This is a genomic window from Waterburya sp., from assembly GCF_058530065.1.
Genome location: NZ_JBZNBU010000136.1, coordinates 1 through 16,992 on the forward strand (window position 1 = coordinate 1; position 16,992 = coordinate 16,992).

Genomic DNA, 16,992 nt, shown 5'->3' on the forward strand with positions numbered 1-16,992 from the left:
AGTACCGTCCCCATTGTCGGTTAAGTCTACACCGTAAGCTGCTCTAATTTCGTAGGGAAGTTCAAAATCTACTGTCCAGTTCTTTGCTTGAGATTGGGCTGTAATGTCTAGTTCTAGTTTGTATCCACCATTCCAATCTTCGACAATCGAACTACTAGTATCTAATTGATTGTCTCGAAAAGTAGATTGGGGAGTATCAGCAAAAATAAATTGTGGTTTTATGGGATCGGCATCACTACTTGCGCCTTCTTTAACAATTAAGATAATCTCGGTTTTATCTCCTTTATCGAGAGATTTATTCCAGTTCTCTCCTGATAGATAGGTTTTGCCGCCTTCTGTAATTAGTTTGCCACCATAAATTTCTGAGATATCATAATCGCTTGGCACAGAAATTTCCATCTTCCAATCTTTGGTTTTGGATAATGCTTCAAGATCGATAGCAACTCTATGTACATTTCCCCAATCATCAGTAATTGTAGATTTAAGATTAAAAGTATTTTGATTAACTAGCATTTTATTATTTAAAACTTATTCTGTTCAAAGAAATTAACTATTGAAACTGATTTTTCTTAAAGGATTGAAAAACTCTTTTTTTCTTTATCAGTTCTTTATTTACCAATGAATCAACTTTATCTTTTCTTGATAATGACTCCTGTGAGACGAAACACTGAGAAAATGCGATCGTCATTACAAAAAATAGTTAAAGGGATCTGAGCAGTTAAAACAGTTGTTTTTGGGAGTGGAAATTAAAAATTTGTGCCAAAATACCCAATCGTCATAGAATCTGAGAACGATCGCCTGACAAATTTTGACTATCTAGTAGCGATCGCCAGCTAAGTTTAGCTAAGTTTAAAAACCAAATTAATTCCATTAATTATTTTCTTTCCTAGTACAAAACTAGAGAATTAGTTTTAGATTATTTTTTATGTATTATTATCGACATTTAGGTCTGTTTTTCAGCGGGGTTTTATTACTAATTTTGATCGAACCAGCATTAGCTCAAGTACCTAACTTTATAGAATCAGAACAATTGAATACCCTGTGGTTGATAGTAGCGGGAAGCTTGGTATTTTTTATGAATGCTGGTTTTGCCATGTTAGAAACGGGTTTTTGTCAAGTTCGCAATTCAACTAATGTTTTGGCTAAAAACTTGATTGTTTTTTGTGTTTCGATTTTAGCCTTTTGGCTGGTGGGTTTTGGTTTGATGTTTGGCGATGGTAGTAGTTGGTTGGGAGAGACAGGATTTTTTTTTCAAGCCTTTGAACCGCCATTTCAAAATGGACTTCCCAGTAGCTTTGACGCTCTGCAAGTCATTTATCCCCAACAGCCTTTAGTAGTAGTATTTTTCTTTCAACTAGTTTTTGCTGGTACTACCGCAACCATTGTATCTGGCGCGATGGCAGAGAGGATAAAGTTTTGGGCTTTTTTCTGTTTTAGTTTTTGCTTGATTGCGATCGCCTATCCTATCACGGGACGTTGGGTATGGCATCCTAATGGTTGGCTGGCAACTTATATTAATTTTTTGGATTTTGCTGGCTCGACAGTAGTACATTCCGTTGGCGGGATGGCAGGATTGGTGGGTGCGATTTTAATTGGCCCTCGTCGGGGATGGCAGGGTTATAATCCAGATCTATTAAGGGGAAATAGATTTAGCGATCGCCCCCATGATTTTGCCTATGCTAATCTTTCTTTTGCTACTTTGGGTTGTTTAATTCTTTGGTTGGGTTGGCTGGGCTTTAATGGTGGCTCGGCTCGTTCGATAAATCATATTCCTCATGTTATTGCTACTACCTTATTGGCAGGGGCATCGGGAGGAATTTTTGTTTTATTACTCAGAGGATTGCGCGAGCGCAAACCGCCTTTATCTTTAGTAATTAATGGTATTTTAGGAGGATTAGTCAGTATTACAGCCTCTTCTGCCTATGTCACCCTGGCAGCAGCTTTAACGATCGGTGCTGTTAGCAGTATCTGGACTATTGTATTTGAAAAACTATTAGAAGAATTAAAAATTGACGATCCCGTAGGAGCAATTCCCGTCCATTTAGGATGTGGTATTTGGGGAACACTTGCTGCGGGTTTATTTGCCAATCCACTTCCTCCTTATATCAACCATCCCGTAATTAGAATCGAACAAATATTCGCTCAACTTATGGGGATTTTAGTAGTTAATGTAACTACACTAATTCTTAGTTTGGTGTTTTGGCTCTTAATTGGTTTGGCAATTTATAGTTTAGAGTCTCTAAATGACATTTTTAAATCTTCTAAGAAAAATGTGCCTCCAGTTAACGATCCATATACTAACCAAAGTACCTTTTATAAATATCTACACTGCGCTCGTAAGGCTTTGAGGGTTTCTCGGGAAGAAGAACTTAATGGTAGCGATGGTACTTTTTCCTGACTCTTCTAATGGTTATCTAAAACCTGGAAAAAGTCAAAATCATGGCGATCGCAAGTAGTTTAAATACCGAAGCAATATTATCAGAAATAAATATATAGACATTATGGCTTGGTTGACGAAAGGCGATCGCAACTTAATTCGATTGGGACTATTTCTAACTTTTAGCCCTTTTTTGTATTGGCAATTGAATAAGATCGGATATATTCCTCCAATTAATTATTGGATCGCCAAAAATAATAGCGATCGCCAGATACAATTAGATGAGCTTTCTAGTACGATTCAAACAGGAACGACTATCACGATCGTTCCCTAATGTTGTCTCAAAGTTTTTGAAACAGATATCTATTTTAAAAAAGCCACCAACTCTTCCAGCTTAGTCCAAGCCATACCGCTCTTAATAACTTCTTGAGCCATATTCACTCCTTGAAGATGTTCCCCAAAGGGTATGATTTCTCCTACCTGCAAAGCCAAGGCAGCATTGAGGGCTACCGCATCTTGTTGGGCAGTAGTTCCTTTTCCCTGGAGTACATTGCGTAAGATAGTGGCATTTTCTGCTACTTCTCCTCCCTTAAGTTCGCCTAAAGAAGCAGCTTTCAAGCCTAGAGCTTGAGGATTAATTATTCCTGGCATCACTTTCCCTTCATTAACCATTGTTAAATCTGTGGCATCTCCCAATCCTGCCTCATCTAACTTTTCTCTGCCATGTAAAACAATTGCTTTGGGGGTTTGGAGAATATTTAAAGCCTCTGCCATACTATCGAGGAAAGCACTACTATAAACGCCGATTACTTGTCCCGTAGGGCATAAAGGATTGACTAATGGTCCGAGAAGATTGAATATTGTTCGGATTTTGAGGGTACTGCGTAAAGGAGCGACAGATTTCATCGCGGGATGCCAACCGCGAGCAAACAAAAATGTTACTCCTACTTCGTCTACAGCAGCTTTTACCCTATCTGAGGGAGCGGTTAAATCTACTCCCAAATATTCTAAAACATCTGCCGAGCCTACTTTACTAGAAGCAGATCTATTACCATGCTTGGCTACTTTTACTCCTGCTGCTGCTGCTACAAAAGCCACTGCGGTAGAAATATTAAATGTAGAAGCTCCGTCTCCTCCAGTACCACAGGTGTCGATAACAGGAAAATCGTAGGCGATCGTATCTTGTTGGAGAGATTGGGATTTGAGTACCTTTGCCATTCCTGCTAATTCGGTGGCGGAAACTCCTTTAGCTTGGATAGCTGCTAAGATTGCTCCCGATAATACTTCAGGAATCTCTTCTTGCAACCATCCTGACATGATTTGTGCCGCTTGAGTTTGGGAGAGAGATTGTCCGTCTAATAGTTGTTGTAGCAGGCTTGAAAAATCCATAGTTGTTGTTGTTATTTGGCGAGCTTTTGCAGTCGAGGAAAACAGGTAATTATTCCCACTAGTGTCGTGAGAAGATTTACAATTAAAAACTGTATAGTTTTTTGTCAGGGCGCGCCCTATATTTGCTTAAACATAAATTTATCTATGAAATATTTTCTCCGACTAAGTGCAGTTTTGTTGCTGTTAATTGTATTAATTTTTCCTTTCCCCGCGATCGCAGGTAGTTCTACTGCTGTAACCCCTTCTACTTACAGTGCTTCAGATTTAATCGAAAAAGATTTTGCAGGCAAAGTTTTACAAAGTGTCGATTTTGCCAAAGTAGACTTGGAAGGAGCAAATTTCCGCGATGCAGATATTAGAGGTGCGGTATTTAACGCTTCTAATTTGCAAGATGCCGATTTAACTGGAGCAGATTTTAGCTATGGTTTTGGCTATCTCACCAATTTTGATGGTGCTGATTTGACTAATGCTAACTTTCAAGAAACAATTTTATCCTTTTCTACTTTCAAGGATGCCAAAATTGATGGTGCTGATTTTACTTTGGCAGTTTTAGAAAAATGGCAAGTCAAACAACTCTGTGAGAATGCTACTGGAGTCAATCCCAAAACAGGAGTAGATACTCGCGAATCTTTAGGGTGTAAGTAGAAAAAAATAATGCTTCTGTTTGATTAGTGCAACTTTTTTAAGTTTCCTACATATGGAGTGGTAAGCAAAAATTCAATCCACTATCAAATTATCGAGGAGACAAAACTGTGAAACTAACTTACAGAGGCGTTAACTACCAAGCCCCAGTACTCAAAACTCCAATCAATCTTTCAGAAACAACAGTTTCTCTAGAGCAAAAAATTCAAGCTAAACATCAGCCAGAAAATAAACCTATTTTAGTCAGACCTATTCACTACTATACTTATCGTGGTGTTAGCTATACTAAAAACCTATTTTTTGATAGTAACACCAAGCATTTAATCAATATAGATCGCCATTAAGTAATTAACTAAATTCAATTTAATATTAATAATGTCCCAAACAGTTTGGATAGCCAGACATGGCAATCGTCTTGATTTTGTCAATCCTGAATGGTTCAATACCGCCCGCAGGCGTTACGATCCGCCCCTTTCCGACGATGGTTTCGTCCAAGCAGCAGAATTAGGACGCAGACTTAGTTCGGAAAAAATCACTCATATCTTTGCCTCCCCCTTTTTACGAACGATCCAAACTGCCCATGAAGTGGCAGAAATTATCAACTTACCCATTAAGCTGGAAGCGGGCTTGGGGGAATGGCACAACCCAGACTGGATGAGCGCAACCCCAGAACTCCATCCCCAGGAGTTTTTAGCTAAAAAATATCCTTTAATCGACTGGAATTATCAATCCTATTTTACTCCTACCTATCCTGAAAATAAGGCAGAAGTTTACCGACGCACGGCTCAGACAATTCAAAAGTTGGTTTTTGACTATTCCGATAATATTTTAATTGTCGGTCATGGGGTATCTGTACATGGAGTAACCTACGGTTTAGCTCCCGAAACGCCCCATCTGAAGGTTTCTTTGTGTTCTTTAACTAAAGTTGTTTGGCAAGAAAACCGCTGGCAGTTGGAATTTTTTGCCGATACTTCTCACTTGTCTCAAACAGAATCAGAATTTCGCTTGAATTAATAATATTAATTTAAACTCGATTGTCAGATTAATAAAGTTTCCGTAATTTCCCCGATCTAGTAAATCTGAAACTGTATAATTTTACTTATACAAACATATATATAGATATAGTTTTCAAAATCAAAGTACTTTAAATGAAAAGTCAATATCTAGCATCATTCTCTGCCTCTACAGCGATCGCTATTAGTATGATTTTGACGGCTGGCAAGTCTGCAATAGCATCCCAAGCTGTATTCTACTGTCAATCGAACGAAGGTATGCCCACTACAGTTGCTAAAAGCAGCAATGGTACGGAACAAGCTATATTTCATTGGAATCTAGATAAAGCCAGCACTGCGATCGCTCCCAAACAGTTATGCGATTCTGTGACTCAAAAACTAAACGACTATGCAGCAGCAGGAAACGATTTATCTTCTTTGACCTTTAATGCTTCGAGTAATTTCGATCCTGAAGATTGGGAGTCTCCAGAGTTTCCTGCTATTTGTGTTGCGGGAGAACGAGAACCTTGTGCTTTGGAACTATTTACCCTCAATCCTGTAGATGAGAGCGAAAATCCAGTAAAAGTTGCTAGCAATGCTTTAAATTCAATTCTCGATCCTGTTTTACAAGCTACTCCTACTTCCTCATCATCTAAAGGTCAGACCAGAGGAGTTCAGAATACCGCCTATGAAGTTAATTTTTGGCAATTGTTGGGCTTTACTAGATAGTGAAAGTATTGATACTCAAGACAATATAGCTAAAACAAAAAATAGCGTTGTGCCATTGGCAATACTTGGGCGGGTTCGCAAGTTAATAATTCTCCATCTGCCCTAACTTCATAGGTCTCAGGATTTACTTCGATGTTTAATAAAGCATCGTTTAACTTCATATCTGTTTTGGCTATATTGCGGGTGTTGCTAACCCCAGCAGTTATTTTATTCAAACCAATTCGGTTGGGGATATCTGCATCCATAGCGAATTGAGACAGAAAAGAGATAGAAGTAGCTGCCGTTGCACCGCCAAAGCTAGCAAACATAGGACGCATAAATACTGGCTGAGGAGTAGGAATGCTGGCGTTAGGATCGCCCATTTGAGCGTAGGCGATCGCACCTCCCTTGAGAACTATTTCTGGTTTGACTCCAAACATGGCGGGTTGCCAGAGACAGATATCCGCTAGCTTACCTTCTTCTAAAGAACCGACATAATCGGCTATGCCGTGCATGATAGCTGGATTAATGGTGTATTTGGCAATATAGCGTTTGGCACGAAAATTATCCGCTGGCTGATTGTCAGCAGAAGATAATACTCCCCGTTGCACTTTCATTTTGTGGGCGGTTTGCCAAGTACGAATAATAGTTTCTCCTACCCTACCCATTGCCTGAGAATCTGAAGCGATCGCGCTAAATGCTCCCAAGTCGTGTAATATATCTTCGGCAGCAATAGTTTCTTGACGAATGCGCGATTCGGCAAATGCCACATCTTCGGGAATGCTTTTATCTAGGTGATGGCAAACCATTAACATATCGAGATGTTCTTCTAAAGTGTTAACTGTAAAGGGACGAGTAGGATTAGTCGAAGAAGGCAATACATTGTTATAAGCACAAACTTTAATAATATCGGGGGCGTGTCCGCCACCAGCCCCTTCGGTATGGTAAGTATGGATTACTCGATCTTGAAAAGCTGCGATCGTATTCTCCACAAACCCCGCTTCATTAAGAGTATCGGTATGAATCGCTACCTGTACGTCATATTCATCGGCAACATTCAAACAAGTATCGATCGCCTTGGGAGTAGTACCCCAATCTTCGTGGAGTTTTAACCCCATCGCCCCTGCTTGTACCTGTTCGACTAATCCTGCGGATTTGGCACTATTTCCCTTACCCAAAAAGCCTAAATTCATCGGAAAAGCATCCCCCGCCTGAAGCATCCGCCATATATTCCATGCTCCAGGAGTACAAGTAGTGGCATTAGTACCCGTAGCAGGACCCGTACCGCCTCCTATCATAGTAGTAATACCCGATGCGATCGCAGTTTCAATTTGTTGGGGACAAATAAAGTGAATGTGGCTATCTATGCCCCCAGCCGTAACGATGTGACCTTCTCCCGCTATAACCTCAGTACTAGCACCAATAATGATATCTACATTATCTTGAATCTGAGGATTGCCCGCCTTACCTATTTTACAGATTTTGCCGTCTTTGATGCCGATATCTGCCTTAACCACTCCCCACCAATCGAGAATTAAAGCATTGGTAATTACCAAATCCACTGCGCCATCGGTACGAGAAATGGCAGATTGACCCATGCCATCGCGAATAACTTTACCACCACCAAATTTAACTTCATCGCCGTAAGTGGTGTAGTCTCTTTCTACTTCAATAAATAATTCTGTGTCCGCCAGTCTAACGCGATCGCCTGTTGTTGCGCCATAGGTATCTGCATATGCCCGTCGCTCCATTTGATAGCTCATATCTTTTATCTTTTCAATCGATTCTCTAGCTATTGTTGAAAGTAGTTAGCTTTGAGTTAATAGGTGTAAAACCCAAAATACTGCAATTAGTCTTTAGATTAAGGGAAAAAGGGCATATTGCGTGCAGATCGCAGAATATATTAACGATTTACCAGATAAGGTAATTTTTCGTTAATGGTTTAACCAGAGGGTGACTGAGAATTTGAGACAGTGCCATTTTTTGGCGATCGCCAACCAAAATAATCGATACTTGATAATTAAAAAATAATTGGCGATCGCACTTTCTATAGATTTTCTATAGAAATTATCCTGGCTCAAAATAATCAATCTGTACTTTCTGCTACTTCTGAACGGGATTTTATTAGTCAAATCTTTAATTAGAAGGGTAGTTACAATAAAAATTACTAATTTATAGATTAAATAAAAATAATCATTTAGTCATGCAAATACCAATGTCAGCAGCCAGATCTTCTCGCAGTAATACTTATAAAATAAGTAGTTCTGTTGACATTAATTCTTTAGATATAAAAAACTTTCGTCAGCAAGTTCTCAAATTAGATAAAGCTCAACAAATGGCAGACTTCCTAAATTCACTGGGGGATGTGAACCATTTGCGAGTCCTATCTTTATTGGCAAAAAGAGATTTGTGCCTTAAGGATTTGGCAAAGATTTTAGAAATGACCGAATCTTTAGTTTCTAAGGAATTAGAAATATTGAAAGCCTTAAAACTAGTTAGCCACAGCAAGAGAGGGGATAAAATTTACTATCGCTTATTCAATCGTCATGTATTAGATTTATACAAATCGGCGAAAGAATATTTAGAAGCAATCAATTTAGATTAAATCCAATCTTCATCGTCTTTACTTAAATCGATCTCTGAGTCCATGGAAGTGTTGGTCGAACTATTAGTAGATTGATTATTAGACTTATAGGATGGGGTTGTATCTTGAGGCTCATCCCGCGCATCGCGATACTTGTAAGAATAAGTAGATCCAGAACGTTCGACACTTTCTGGTTTTTGGGGAACTTCATAACTGCTAGATCGATATTTATCTGCGATCGCCGAGTTGTCTGGATCGATCTTAGATTTAGCAACTCGATTTGAAGTTTTTTCTCCCTCGAAATCGTTTGAGGAAGATTGATATTTGCGAGGATTGGCATATTGGTAGCGACTTAGCACTTGTCCTAACAAACTACTAATAAATCCTCCCAGGGCAAATACTCCCATCCAAACAGCTAGGGGCAAACTGGGAGTCAGATAAAGACAAGTTTGAGTGCTATCGGGACAAAGTAATTTAAGTGCGATCGGTTCGCGATTTTGGATAAAGACGATCGCCAAGAGAATGACAATTGCCACCAATAGCACCAATTTTAGACGACTCATAAGTTTCGATCTAAATAAAAAAAATGAAGCTCTCGGTTGAAGGAGAGGAATCTAAGTTTAGCATAGCCGAATCTGCCGACTCGATCTTAATCGTCTGATAACAATTCTTCTAAGATGGGAATCAAATCGTCTCGATCGGGAGACACTAATTCCAAACGATTTTCTGAATCATATCTAGCAAAAAATAATAAAGGAGTTAGAGGAGTATAAACTCCATATTTGCGCTTGGCGTGATAAAACTGTGCCAAAGATTGTAATTCTTCTTCTTCTATTTCGTCATCAATTCCTTGAGAGTCGAGGGTTAAGATGCTATCTTCTTCAATGGGGGGGAGTTCTCCCGTGGCAGTTAAAGTATAGGCTGTATGTTGCAAAGAAAGGTTTTGTTCTGCCAATACTGCTTTAGCATCATCAAAAATCAAAGCGATCGCATCTTCATCATCGAGCATTTCTGCCTCCAGGCGATCGCCACTATCATTGTGAATCGCCATAATAACGATGGGAATATCTATAGGTACTAGCAATAAATACATCATGTCGTCTATTTCTAGAGACTGTTCGATATAACAAGAAAGCGATCGTCCGCGATCGTCTACAATCGTCAGAGTTTCCTCTTCATATTGCTCGTCTGGACTAAATTTAGATGATGACATAATTCTCGATTGCTTTAAATCTTTTTAATTATTAATTAGCCCTAGAATAGACTCAGTTCTTAATATAGTTTGACTTCAAAGAATTTTATTATAGATTTTAGAATACCATTTTTTAAGGGTGGTCAAACTTTTGAAAGAATTTGGTAGATTGTCAAATGCTGGCATAGTTTTTGGTATGTCACTATACCTGTTTCTGTTTAAAACATTACCCATTCACCAACGCCATTTTATCTAAACCCCTCGAGTTTTCTTGGTTGCCAATAGACAACTTCTAAAAATGTTTTTTTAGTTTCATTTTGTCTAATCTAGCTTTAGTCCCCCTCAAAGCCTTAAACTGAGGTTTGCAGATAATTGAAAATATTTTTAGATTGTGCGAAAAATAGTCATTGCTGGAAATTGGAAAATGCACAAAAATCAAGCAGAGTCCTTGGCTTTTGTGGAAAAATTCAAATCAGAAATAGAAAATACCGTTGAAGGTCGAGAAATAGTGATCTGCGCACCTTTTACTTCTCTCGCCATTATGTCTAAAAATCTACATGGCAGTAGAATTATGTTAGGTGCTCAGAATATTCATTGGGAAACAGAAGGAGCTTATACTGGAGAAATTTCAGGAGCTATGCTCAAAGAAATTGGCGTAACCTATGTCATTGTCGGTCATAGCGAACGCAGACAATATTTTGGTGAAACAGACGAAACAGTAAACTTACGTTTAAAAACCGCTCAAGAAAATGGCTTAAAACCCATTCTTTGTATTGGCGAAACCAAGGAACAAAGGGATGCTGGAGAAACAGAAAATATTATAATAAATCAGTTACAACAAGATTTAGTTGAAGTAGATCAAAGTAATTTGATTATTGCTTATGAGCCAATTTGGGCAATTGGTACGGGAGATACTTGTGAATCTAAAGAAGCCAACCGTGTAATTGGTATTATTCGACAGCAATTAAATAATCGAGATATTACTATTCAGTATGGCGGTTCTGTAAAACCTAGTAATGTGGATGAGATTATGAACCAACCAGAAATTGATGGTGCTTTAGTTGGTGGGGCTAGTTTGGAAGCAACAAGTTTCGCTCGTATTGCTAATTATCAATAGTTAACCTGAGTTCGGGATACAAGAATTGCTCGAAGAGAATAGTTTTTAGTCTTTGGTTTTTAGTTTTTAGTCTTTAGTTTTTAATCGCTGCTTCTAATCTAGAGAAGTTTCAACTAATAACTAGTAACTAAGTTCATAGTCAGTAGCTCAACCCGAACTCACGTTAATTAACCCGAACCACAGGATTTAACTTGAGATTGCCAGTATATCTAGATCCACTAACGTCTGAGGAAGGATCGAAGAGGATAGAAATATCCTCAACTCCCATAATTTAGTATTTTTCTACTATACAGACCGCTAGTTAAACTAAGCCACCTTGTCACCAAGGTGACTCGTCTTCAAAACCGTGCATGAAACTTTCGCTTCACACGGCTTCTCTCCAATTAGGTTCTTGTTACGAACACCATTCAGACTAAAGTGGGTAAATCTTCTTCCCAAACCCAATTTGAATTCTCAAATTGTTTCTGAATTTTCCGATAAACTTTGTTCCACTCTTGGCGAATCTTGTAATGTTTGATAATTACTAAATCCGTTTTTGTCTTAACATCGTGACAATGTTTGTGTAATACCTGAAGATTATCGTATTTGTCTTTACCTCCTGCTTTGAGGGGGGTGATATGGTCGATTTCGATTTTATCTTCAGGCTTGAAAGTGAGTCCACAATGATTACATACTCCTTTTTGGACTTTTAGCAATTGGGCTTTACGGTGTGAGATGCCTGAGTATTTACCCATTCTCTTAGACCAATACACCCAGTTGCCATCGTAAATACTGGCATTACCCTTGACTTTGGTGTGTCGGACTATTTTTGTACTTTGATATTTAGGAACAAAGATTAATTCTTTATTACTTTTGTACGCAAAAGCCCAGTTATCTCCGCCAATGGTGTGAAAGTACTTGTCGATTGCCCATTTTTTGGTTTGGTTGGGATGTCTACGAAAGCACCAGCGTAAAAGTTGCGAAAACCATATGAATTTTCTTCAAAACGGGCTTCCCATTCAGGTTCGAGTGCTGCTTTGAATAAAGCTTGCAAGGCTCTATCGTGCATGGTTGGGATGCCAAGAGGACGTAATTTTCCGTTAGATTTTGGTATCCATACTCTGCGAACAGGTTTGGATTTACCACTGATTTTAAGATTTTTGGCAAGAAGTATTCTTTGCTTTGGGGACAGCAATTTAATGCCATCTACGCCCGCAGTTTTCTTCCCTCCGTTATCTTGGCTGATCTTCCTAACCGCCAACAGCTTTGCGTTGAATGAGTTTAGGAGAGTTTTTTGTAACCGCCGTAACTTCCGAACATTGTCACTTTTGCTGGCTTGGTAAATTCGCTTTTGGAGCTTGAAAACAGATAACTCGACTTTACGCCAATTTATTTGGTTCCATACCACAGTATTCTTAGTTGAATCTGTATTAGTCATATTTACTCTTAATTGTTCTTTTACCTTCCTAATTACAGTCAGTACGTCAGCGTATCCCTGGCATTACACCATCCATCGCTGGCATTACTCGTTAATCCGAGTTAGGGCGTTAGCTTTTTACTGAATCCTACTCCTCTCAAAACCTCTATATAGAGATGTTACGTCTTGGTTGACTACTCAGAGGATACGACTATGCTCTGAGAGTTAAGAGAGGGTTTCCTCGTTCCAAATATTCGTTGGTTTGACTCTTTAGGGCGCACCTTTTCACCGATAGTTCTAATTGATGTTGGAAAACAGAGGTATGAATCTGTTTCCAGAACTATATTGCCTTTTGGCTACAGCGTATTAGCCTTATTTCGCTGTTTAATAATAACGGTGATTGAGGTTAATCCAGTACTCCAGGACTTGTAAAAATGTTGGAAATGTATCCCGTAAAATACATTTCTAAGTCCATTGCCTTTTGGCTACAGTGTGAAAGCCTATTCCACTGTTACGAAATGATGGAGCTTAAGGATACTTTGCTTGCGCTGCCCATGGATGTTTTATCTTGCTTGCGGGGAACCAGTTTTAGGCTACCAGTCAGAACCGCTTTTACTCCCGCTTATTACATCTCAGTTACCATTTGAGACATAAGGGAAACTTCCTTCTCCGTCACCAGAGAGGACGCTGTATGCTTTCACCTCCAACATCTGAGGGGTGGGACTTGAGTTTGTAAGAGGCTAATCTTAATCCTTTTAACAGGAGTACTCGCACCCACACGAAATATTTAGTTATCATTTATGGCTTACCATTGGTATTTAGCCAATAAACGCTAGCAGTCCCCGTACTCAAAGTACGTTTGTGCTAAATAAGTCACACCATACCCATTATTTCGTAGCCAGAGTCTACATAAACCACTTGTCCTGTAATTCCGCTAGCCAAATCGCTACATAAAAAAGCAGCAGTGTTGCCTACTTCTGTTTGGGTAACGGTACGACGCAAGGGTGCTGTTTCTTCTACGTGGCGAATCATGTCTAGAATCCCCCCCACAGCGGAAGATGCTAAAGTACGAATTGGCCCTGCGGAGATTGCATTAACTCTAATATTATCTGGTCCCAATTCTGCTGCCAAATAGCGCACGCTCATTTCCAAAGCAGACTTAGCAATTCCCATGACGTTATAGTTAGGAATTACTTTTACTCCTCCTAAATAGGAAAGAGTAACGATACTACCTCCTTCTTTCATCAAAGGTTTGGCTTTTCCCGCCAGGCAGTTCAAAGAATAACTACTAATATCTAAAGCTTTAGCAAAACCCGCTCTAGAAGTAGCCGAAAAGTCTCCTGTTAGGTCTTCTCTTTCCGCAAATGCCAAGCAATGAACCAAGATATCAATTTTGCCCCATTGCTCTTCGATGGTGGCAAACATAGAATCAATTAGTTCGTCATCTTGAACGTTACAGGGGACGACGATACTAGGATTGAGAGGTTCGACCAATTCGCGAACTTTTTTTTCAAAACGGCCTCGTTCGTCAGGAAGATAATTAACACCAATGTTCGCACCAGCTTTATGGAGTTGTTGAGCGATGCCCCAAGCAATAGAACGATTATTAGCTATTCCTGTAACAAAAGCATTTTTTCCAGTTAAATCTAGCACTATCTTTTCTTAATTTTATTTCATTGCAATTATCTATCCTACAACCTCGATCGTTTATTACCGATTGCTAATTGCTAATTAAAAAAACAAAATAGTCAGAACCAGTATAATGATCAAACAATATAGTATGAGAAGATGTAAATATTTACGATAATTAATCCATAACACAACATCTTCAGATTATATGGAAATTCCTTTAACACAGAATCAGCCGCTAGCATCAGTATTTCGCAAACTCGGTCGCGGTTCTTTTCCCCCTATTGTAGAAGGTTACGAACGGGGAAAAACTATTTTTTTTCCTGGAGATCCTGCCGAAAGAGTTTATTTTTTACTTAAAGGTGCGGTGAAGCTATCTCGCGTTTATGAAGCGGGGGAAGAGATTACCGTAGCTCTGTTAAGAGAAAATACTGTATTTGGGGTACTTTCTTTAATTACAGGACAAAAAAGCGATCGCTTTTATCATGCAGTGGCATTTACCCCTGTAGAATTGTTATCTGCGCCGATCGAACAGGTCGAAAAAGCCTTACAAGAAAATCCCGAACTATCATTATTAATGTTAAGAGGTTTATCTTCTCGCATCTTGCAAACTGAAATGATGATCGAAACCTTGGCCCACAGGGATATGGGTTCTCGCTTGGTGAGTTTTTTATTGATTTTGTGTCGGGATTTTGGCATACCTACCGAAGCAGGAATTAAAATCGATCTCAAACTATCTCACCAAGCGATCGCCGAAGCCATCGGTTCGACTAGAGTAACGGTGACTAGATTATTAGGAGATCTTAGAGATAAAGAAATGGTATCGATTCATAAGAAAAAGATTACCGTACACAATCCCGTCGCCCTTAGCCAGCAATTTTCCTAATTTCCTCATTCAATCATTACTAATGACCAGTGGTTATATCCTCATTGCAGCGATTTTTATTTTGGGCGGTATTATTGCAGCATTTGGCGATCGCTTGGGTACAAAAATTGGCAAGGCAAGGCTGAGATTATTTAACCTCCGTCCTCGGCAAACGGCTATGATTATTACCGTAATTACGGGAATGTTGATTTCTGCTTTAACTTTGGGGATTTTATTTAGCCTGAGTAAATCATTGCGGAGGGGTATTTTTGAGTTGGACGATATTCTCAAAGAACAACGCCGTATCGAACGGGAATTAGCTGAAGTTAGACAACAGAAGCAACAAGTAGATCGACAACTTGGCCGAGTCAAACAAGAACAAAGGGAAGCCGTTGCCAACTTAAATGCAATTAATCTTGATTTTGAAGAGTCAAAGGCTCAAGCAGCCAAAATTTCCCAGCGGGCAGAAAAATTAAAACAAGAGCTAGATAGTTTGCTATTGCAAAGAGAAGAAAGACTAACTCAACTCGATCGCTTACAGCAACAAAGTCAAGAATTGCAAACTCAATTGCAACAGCGAGAAACGCAAATTCAACAGCAAGATCGAATCCTGGCAGAAAAAGAAACTCGCCTACAAGAATTAGAGCAACAGCAAGCAGTTCTGCAAACTCAAGTTCAAGAAAGGGATAAATCCATCGCGACTTTAGATGAAGCTATTTCTGCTGCCGAAACTAGCTTGCAATTGAGAACTCGTAGATTAGAACAACTTGAGGCTCAATTAAAATTTGTGGAGCGCAATGTGGCAGCTTTAGAACAGTCCTATCAAGAGTTGCGCGAGAAAAAAATTACTATAGTTAAAGGTCAGGTTTTGTCTTCTGCGGTGGTCAAAATAGTCGATCCCAATGCTGCCAGACCGACAATAGACAGTTTACTGCGTCAAGCAAATCGCAATGCAGTTCAAGCGACTCAATTTAGTGGTTCTCAATCTACGGAAAGGATTGTTAACATCACCAGATCTCAAGTAGAACAGTTAATTTCTCAAATTAAAGACGGTCAAGACTATGTGGTCAGAATTCTTTCAGCGGGGAATTACGTTCAAGGAGAAAAACAAGTTAAAGTATTTGCCGATCTTGCTCCCAACAAACAGATTTTTCCCCAAGGAGAAGAAATCGCTACTGTATCCATCGATTCGAGAAATATTACTCGTCAAGAAGTTCAAGAAAGATTGAATTGGCTGTTGGCTGTTTCTAAATTTCGCGCTCAAAGGGCTGGAGTATTGGGCAATATTGAAATCGGCGACAATCAAATTGAAAGTATCGTGAACTTTGTCAATCGGGTTACTCAAACAACCGAACCTGTAGACGAAATTAAAGCGATTGTTACGGAGAATACTTATACTGCAGGTCCTTTAAAAATTGATTTTGTGGTAATCCGTAATGGTGAAGTAATTTTTAGTACGTAAATGAAAACTATTTTGGGTTTAGATCCTGGAAGGGATAAATGCGGTTTAGCAATACAAAATAACCAGGGAAAGACAGTCTATCATCAAGTGGTAGATGCGGAAGCTACGATCGCCATTATTCAACAACTCTGTCAAGAATATGCTGTTGATTCGATTGTGATGGGAGATGGCACAACTTGCCAATTATGGCGTGCTCGCCTGGAAGCAAATTTAACTAGAAAAATCCCGATTGCTACGGTTAACGAACGAAACAGTACCCTAGAAGCTCGCGATCGCTATTGGTTAATGTATCCACCTCAAGGTATTCAAAGACTGCTTCCCCAAGGTTTGCGCTTACCACCCCGTCCTATAGATGATATTGTAGCCATATTATTAATCGAGCGATATTATCGCCAGCAAGCTGACTCAAGTAAGCCCAGTCCCTTTTAGGGCGTAGGGCTGTTGCAAAGTCCGATAAATAGTCTTCTAAGGTTGACTGGGAGACCAGGGGACTAGGAGACCTTTCAAGGGTATGTTTTTAACATTTTGGAGTAGCACTCAGTAAAATTACTGTATATGCAATCTCAAACATTCGCGATCGCCGTGAAACGAAATCACCCTCAAGTTTATCAAGAATGGTTACGAGTGGTAATTAGGCAA

Annotated in this window: 19 protein-coding genes and 1 pseudogene; 11 read left to right on the forward strand and 9 right to left on the reverse strand. The window is 39.3% G+C overall.

Features of this window, described 5'->3' with window-relative positions; all coding sequences use genetic code 11:
• Positions 1–513: cellulose binding domain-containing protein (locus AC33VI_RS08925; protein ID WP_491781916.1), on the reverse strand; the 513-nt coding region annotated here is incomplete at its 3' end.
• Positions 514–925: 412 nt separating this feature from the next.
• Here AC33VI_RS08925 and AC33VI_RS08930 point away from each other — a divergent pair.
• Positions 926–2,398 carry an ammonium transporter gene (locus tag AC33VI_RS08930; protein WP_491781917.1) on the forward strand — a complete coding sequence of 491 codons (1,473 nt, stop codon included), beginning with the start codon at positions 926–928 and terminating at the stop codon, positions 2,396–2,398.
• Between the two features lie 103 nt (positions 2,399–2,501).
• Positions 2,502–2,711 (forward strand): hypothetical protein, encoded by a 210-nt coding sequence (locus AC33VI_RS08935; RefSeq protein ID WP_491781918.1) that lies wholly within the window; start codon positions 2,502–2,504, stop codon positions 2,709–2,711.
• 29 nt (positions 2,712–2,740) lie between these two features.
• On the opposite strand, the gene trpD is transcribed toward AC33VI_RS08935, so the two are convergent.
• A complete protein-coding gene (gene trpD, locus AC33VI_RS08940; protein ID WP_491781919.1) occupies positions 2,741–3,766 on the reverse strand; it encodes an anthranilate phosphoribosyltransferase in 1,026 nt (341 codons plus the stop codon).
• 144 nt (positions 3,767–3,910) lie between these two features.
• On the opposite strand from trpD, the gene AC33VI_RS08945 reads away from it, so the two are divergent.
• From AC33VI_RS08945 to AC33VI_RS08960, 4 genes are all read left to right on the forward strand, one after another.
• Positions 3,911–4,411, forward strand: a complete 501-nt coding sequence (locus tag AC33VI_RS08945) for a pentapeptide repeat-containing protein (protein WP_491781920.1) — start codon at positions 3,911–3,913, stop codon at positions 4,409–4,411.
• Positions 4,412–4,518: 107 nt separating this feature from the next.
• Positions 4,519–4,752 carry a DUF4278 domain-containing protein gene (locus AC33VI_RS08950; RefSeq protein ID WP_491781921.1) on the forward strand — a complete coding sequence of 78 codons (234 nt, stop codon included), beginning with the start codon at positions 4,519–4,521 and terminating at the stop codon, positions 4,750–4,752.
• 31 nt (positions 4,753–4,783) lie between these two features.
• The gene (locus AC33VI_RS08955; protein ID WP_491781922.1) at positions 4,784–5,422 is read left to right on the forward strand and encodes a histidine phosphatase family protein; all 639 of its coding nucleotides are present in this window, start codon (positions 4,784–4,786) and stop codon (positions 5,420–5,422) included.
• 134 nt (positions 5,423–5,556) lie between these two features.
• Complete coding sequence (locus AC33VI_RS08960) at positions 5,557–6,129, forward strand: COP23 domain-containing protein (RefSeq protein WP_491781923.1); 573 nt, start codon at positions 5,557–5,559, stop codon at positions 6,127–6,129.
• Between the two features lie 29 nt (positions 6,130–6,158).
• Here AC33VI_RS08960 and ureC read toward each other — a convergent pair whose 3' ends face one another.
• The gene (ureC, locus tag AC33VI_RS08965) at positions 6,159–7,871 is read right to left on the reverse strand and encodes an urease subunit alpha (RefSeq protein ID WP_491781924.1); all 1,713 of its coding nucleotides are present in this window, start codon (positions 7,869–7,871) and stop codon (positions 6,159–6,161) included.
• A gap of 171 nt (positions 7,872–8,042) precedes the next feature.
• Positions 8,043–8,198, reverse strand: coding sequence for a hypothetical protein (locus AC33VI_RS08970; protein WP_491781925.1), 156 nt, complete (start codon positions 8,196–8,198; stop codon positions 8,043–8,045).
• A 113-nt stretch (positions 8,199–8,311) separates the two neighbouring features.
• Between AC33VI_RS08970 and AC33VI_RS08975 the strand changes: the two genes are divergently transcribed.
• Positions 8,312–8,713, forward strand: coding sequence for an ArsR/SmtB family transcription factor (locus AC33VI_RS08975; protein ID WP_491781926.1), 402 nt, complete (start codon positions 8,312–8,314; stop codon positions 8,711–8,713).
• Here AC33VI_RS08975 and AC33VI_RS08980 read toward each other — a convergent pair.
• Positions 8,710–9,255 carry a hypothetical protein gene (locus AC33VI_RS08980; RefSeq protein WP_491781927.1) on the reverse strand — a complete coding sequence of 182 codons (546 nt, stop codon included), beginning with the start codon at positions 9,253–9,255 and terminating at the stop codon, positions 8,710–8,712. The two genes, AC33VI_RS08975 and AC33VI_RS08980, sit on opposite strands and share 4 nt — an antisense overlap.
• Before the next feature lie 86 nt (positions 9,256–9,341).
• Positions 9,342–9,905: a DUF3727 domain-containing protein gene (locus tag AC33VI_RS08985; protein ID WP_491781928.1), complete on the reverse strand. Its 564-nt coding sequence runs from the start codon at positions 9,903–9,905 to the stop codon at positions 9,342–9,344.
• A gap of 370 nt (positions 9,906–10,275) precedes the next feature.
• Between AC33VI_RS08985 and tpiA the strand changes: the two genes are divergently transcribed.
• Positions 10,276–11,001, forward strand: a complete 726-nt coding sequence (gene tpiA, locus AC33VI_RS08990) for a triose-phosphate isomerase (protein WP_491781929.1) — start codon at positions 10,276–10,278, stop codon at positions 10,999–11,001.
• Positions 11,002–11,408: 407 nt separating this feature from the next.
• On the opposite strand, the gene AC33VI_RS08995 is transcribed toward tpiA, so the two are convergent.
• From AC33VI_RS08995 to fabI, 3 genes and pseudogenes are all read right to left on the reverse strand, one after another.
• Entirely contained in the window at positions 11,409–11,735 is a 327-nt protein-coding gene (locus AC33VI_RS08995; RefSeq protein WP_491781930.1) for an HNH endonuclease, read from the reverse strand.
• 224 nt (positions 11,736–11,959) lie between these two features.
• Positions 11,960–12,418 (reverse strand): annotated as a pseudogene (locus AC33VI_RS09000) (reverse transcriptase N-terminal domain-containing protein); the annotation flags it as partial.
• A gap of 852 nt (positions 12,419–13,270) precedes the next feature.
• Positions 13,271–14,050, reverse strand: coding sequence for an enoyl-ACP reductase FabI (fabI, locus tag AC33VI_RS09005; RefSeq protein ID WP_491781931.1), 780 nt, complete (start codon positions 14,048–14,050; stop codon positions 13,271–13,273).
• Positions 14,051–14,234: 184 nt separating this feature from the next.
• On the opposite strand from fabI, the gene ntcA reads away from it, so the two are divergent.
• The 3 genes from ntcA to AC33VI_RS09020 are packed head-to-tail and all read left to right on the forward strand — an operon-like array spanning position 14,235 to position 16,782.
• Positions 14,235–14,912, forward strand: a complete 678-nt coding sequence (gene ntcA, locus AC33VI_RS09010) for a global nitrogen regulator NtcA (protein ID WP_491781932.1) — start codon at positions 14,235–14,237, stop codon at positions 14,910–14,912.
• Between the two features lie 22 nt (positions 14,913–14,934).
• The gene (locus tag AC33VI_RS09015) at positions 14,935–16,353 is read left to right on the forward strand and encodes a DUF3084 domain-containing protein (protein ID WP_491781933.1); all 1,419 of its coding nucleotides are present in this window, start codon (positions 14,935–14,937) and stop codon (positions 16,351–16,353) included.
• A complete protein-coding gene (locus AC33VI_RS09020) occupies positions 16,354–16,782 on the forward strand; it encodes a pre-16S rRNA-processing nuclease YqgF (protein WP_491781934.1) in 429 nt (142 codons plus the stop codon). It begins immediately after the preceding gene.
• Positions 16,783–16,992: the final 210 nt, after the last annotated feature.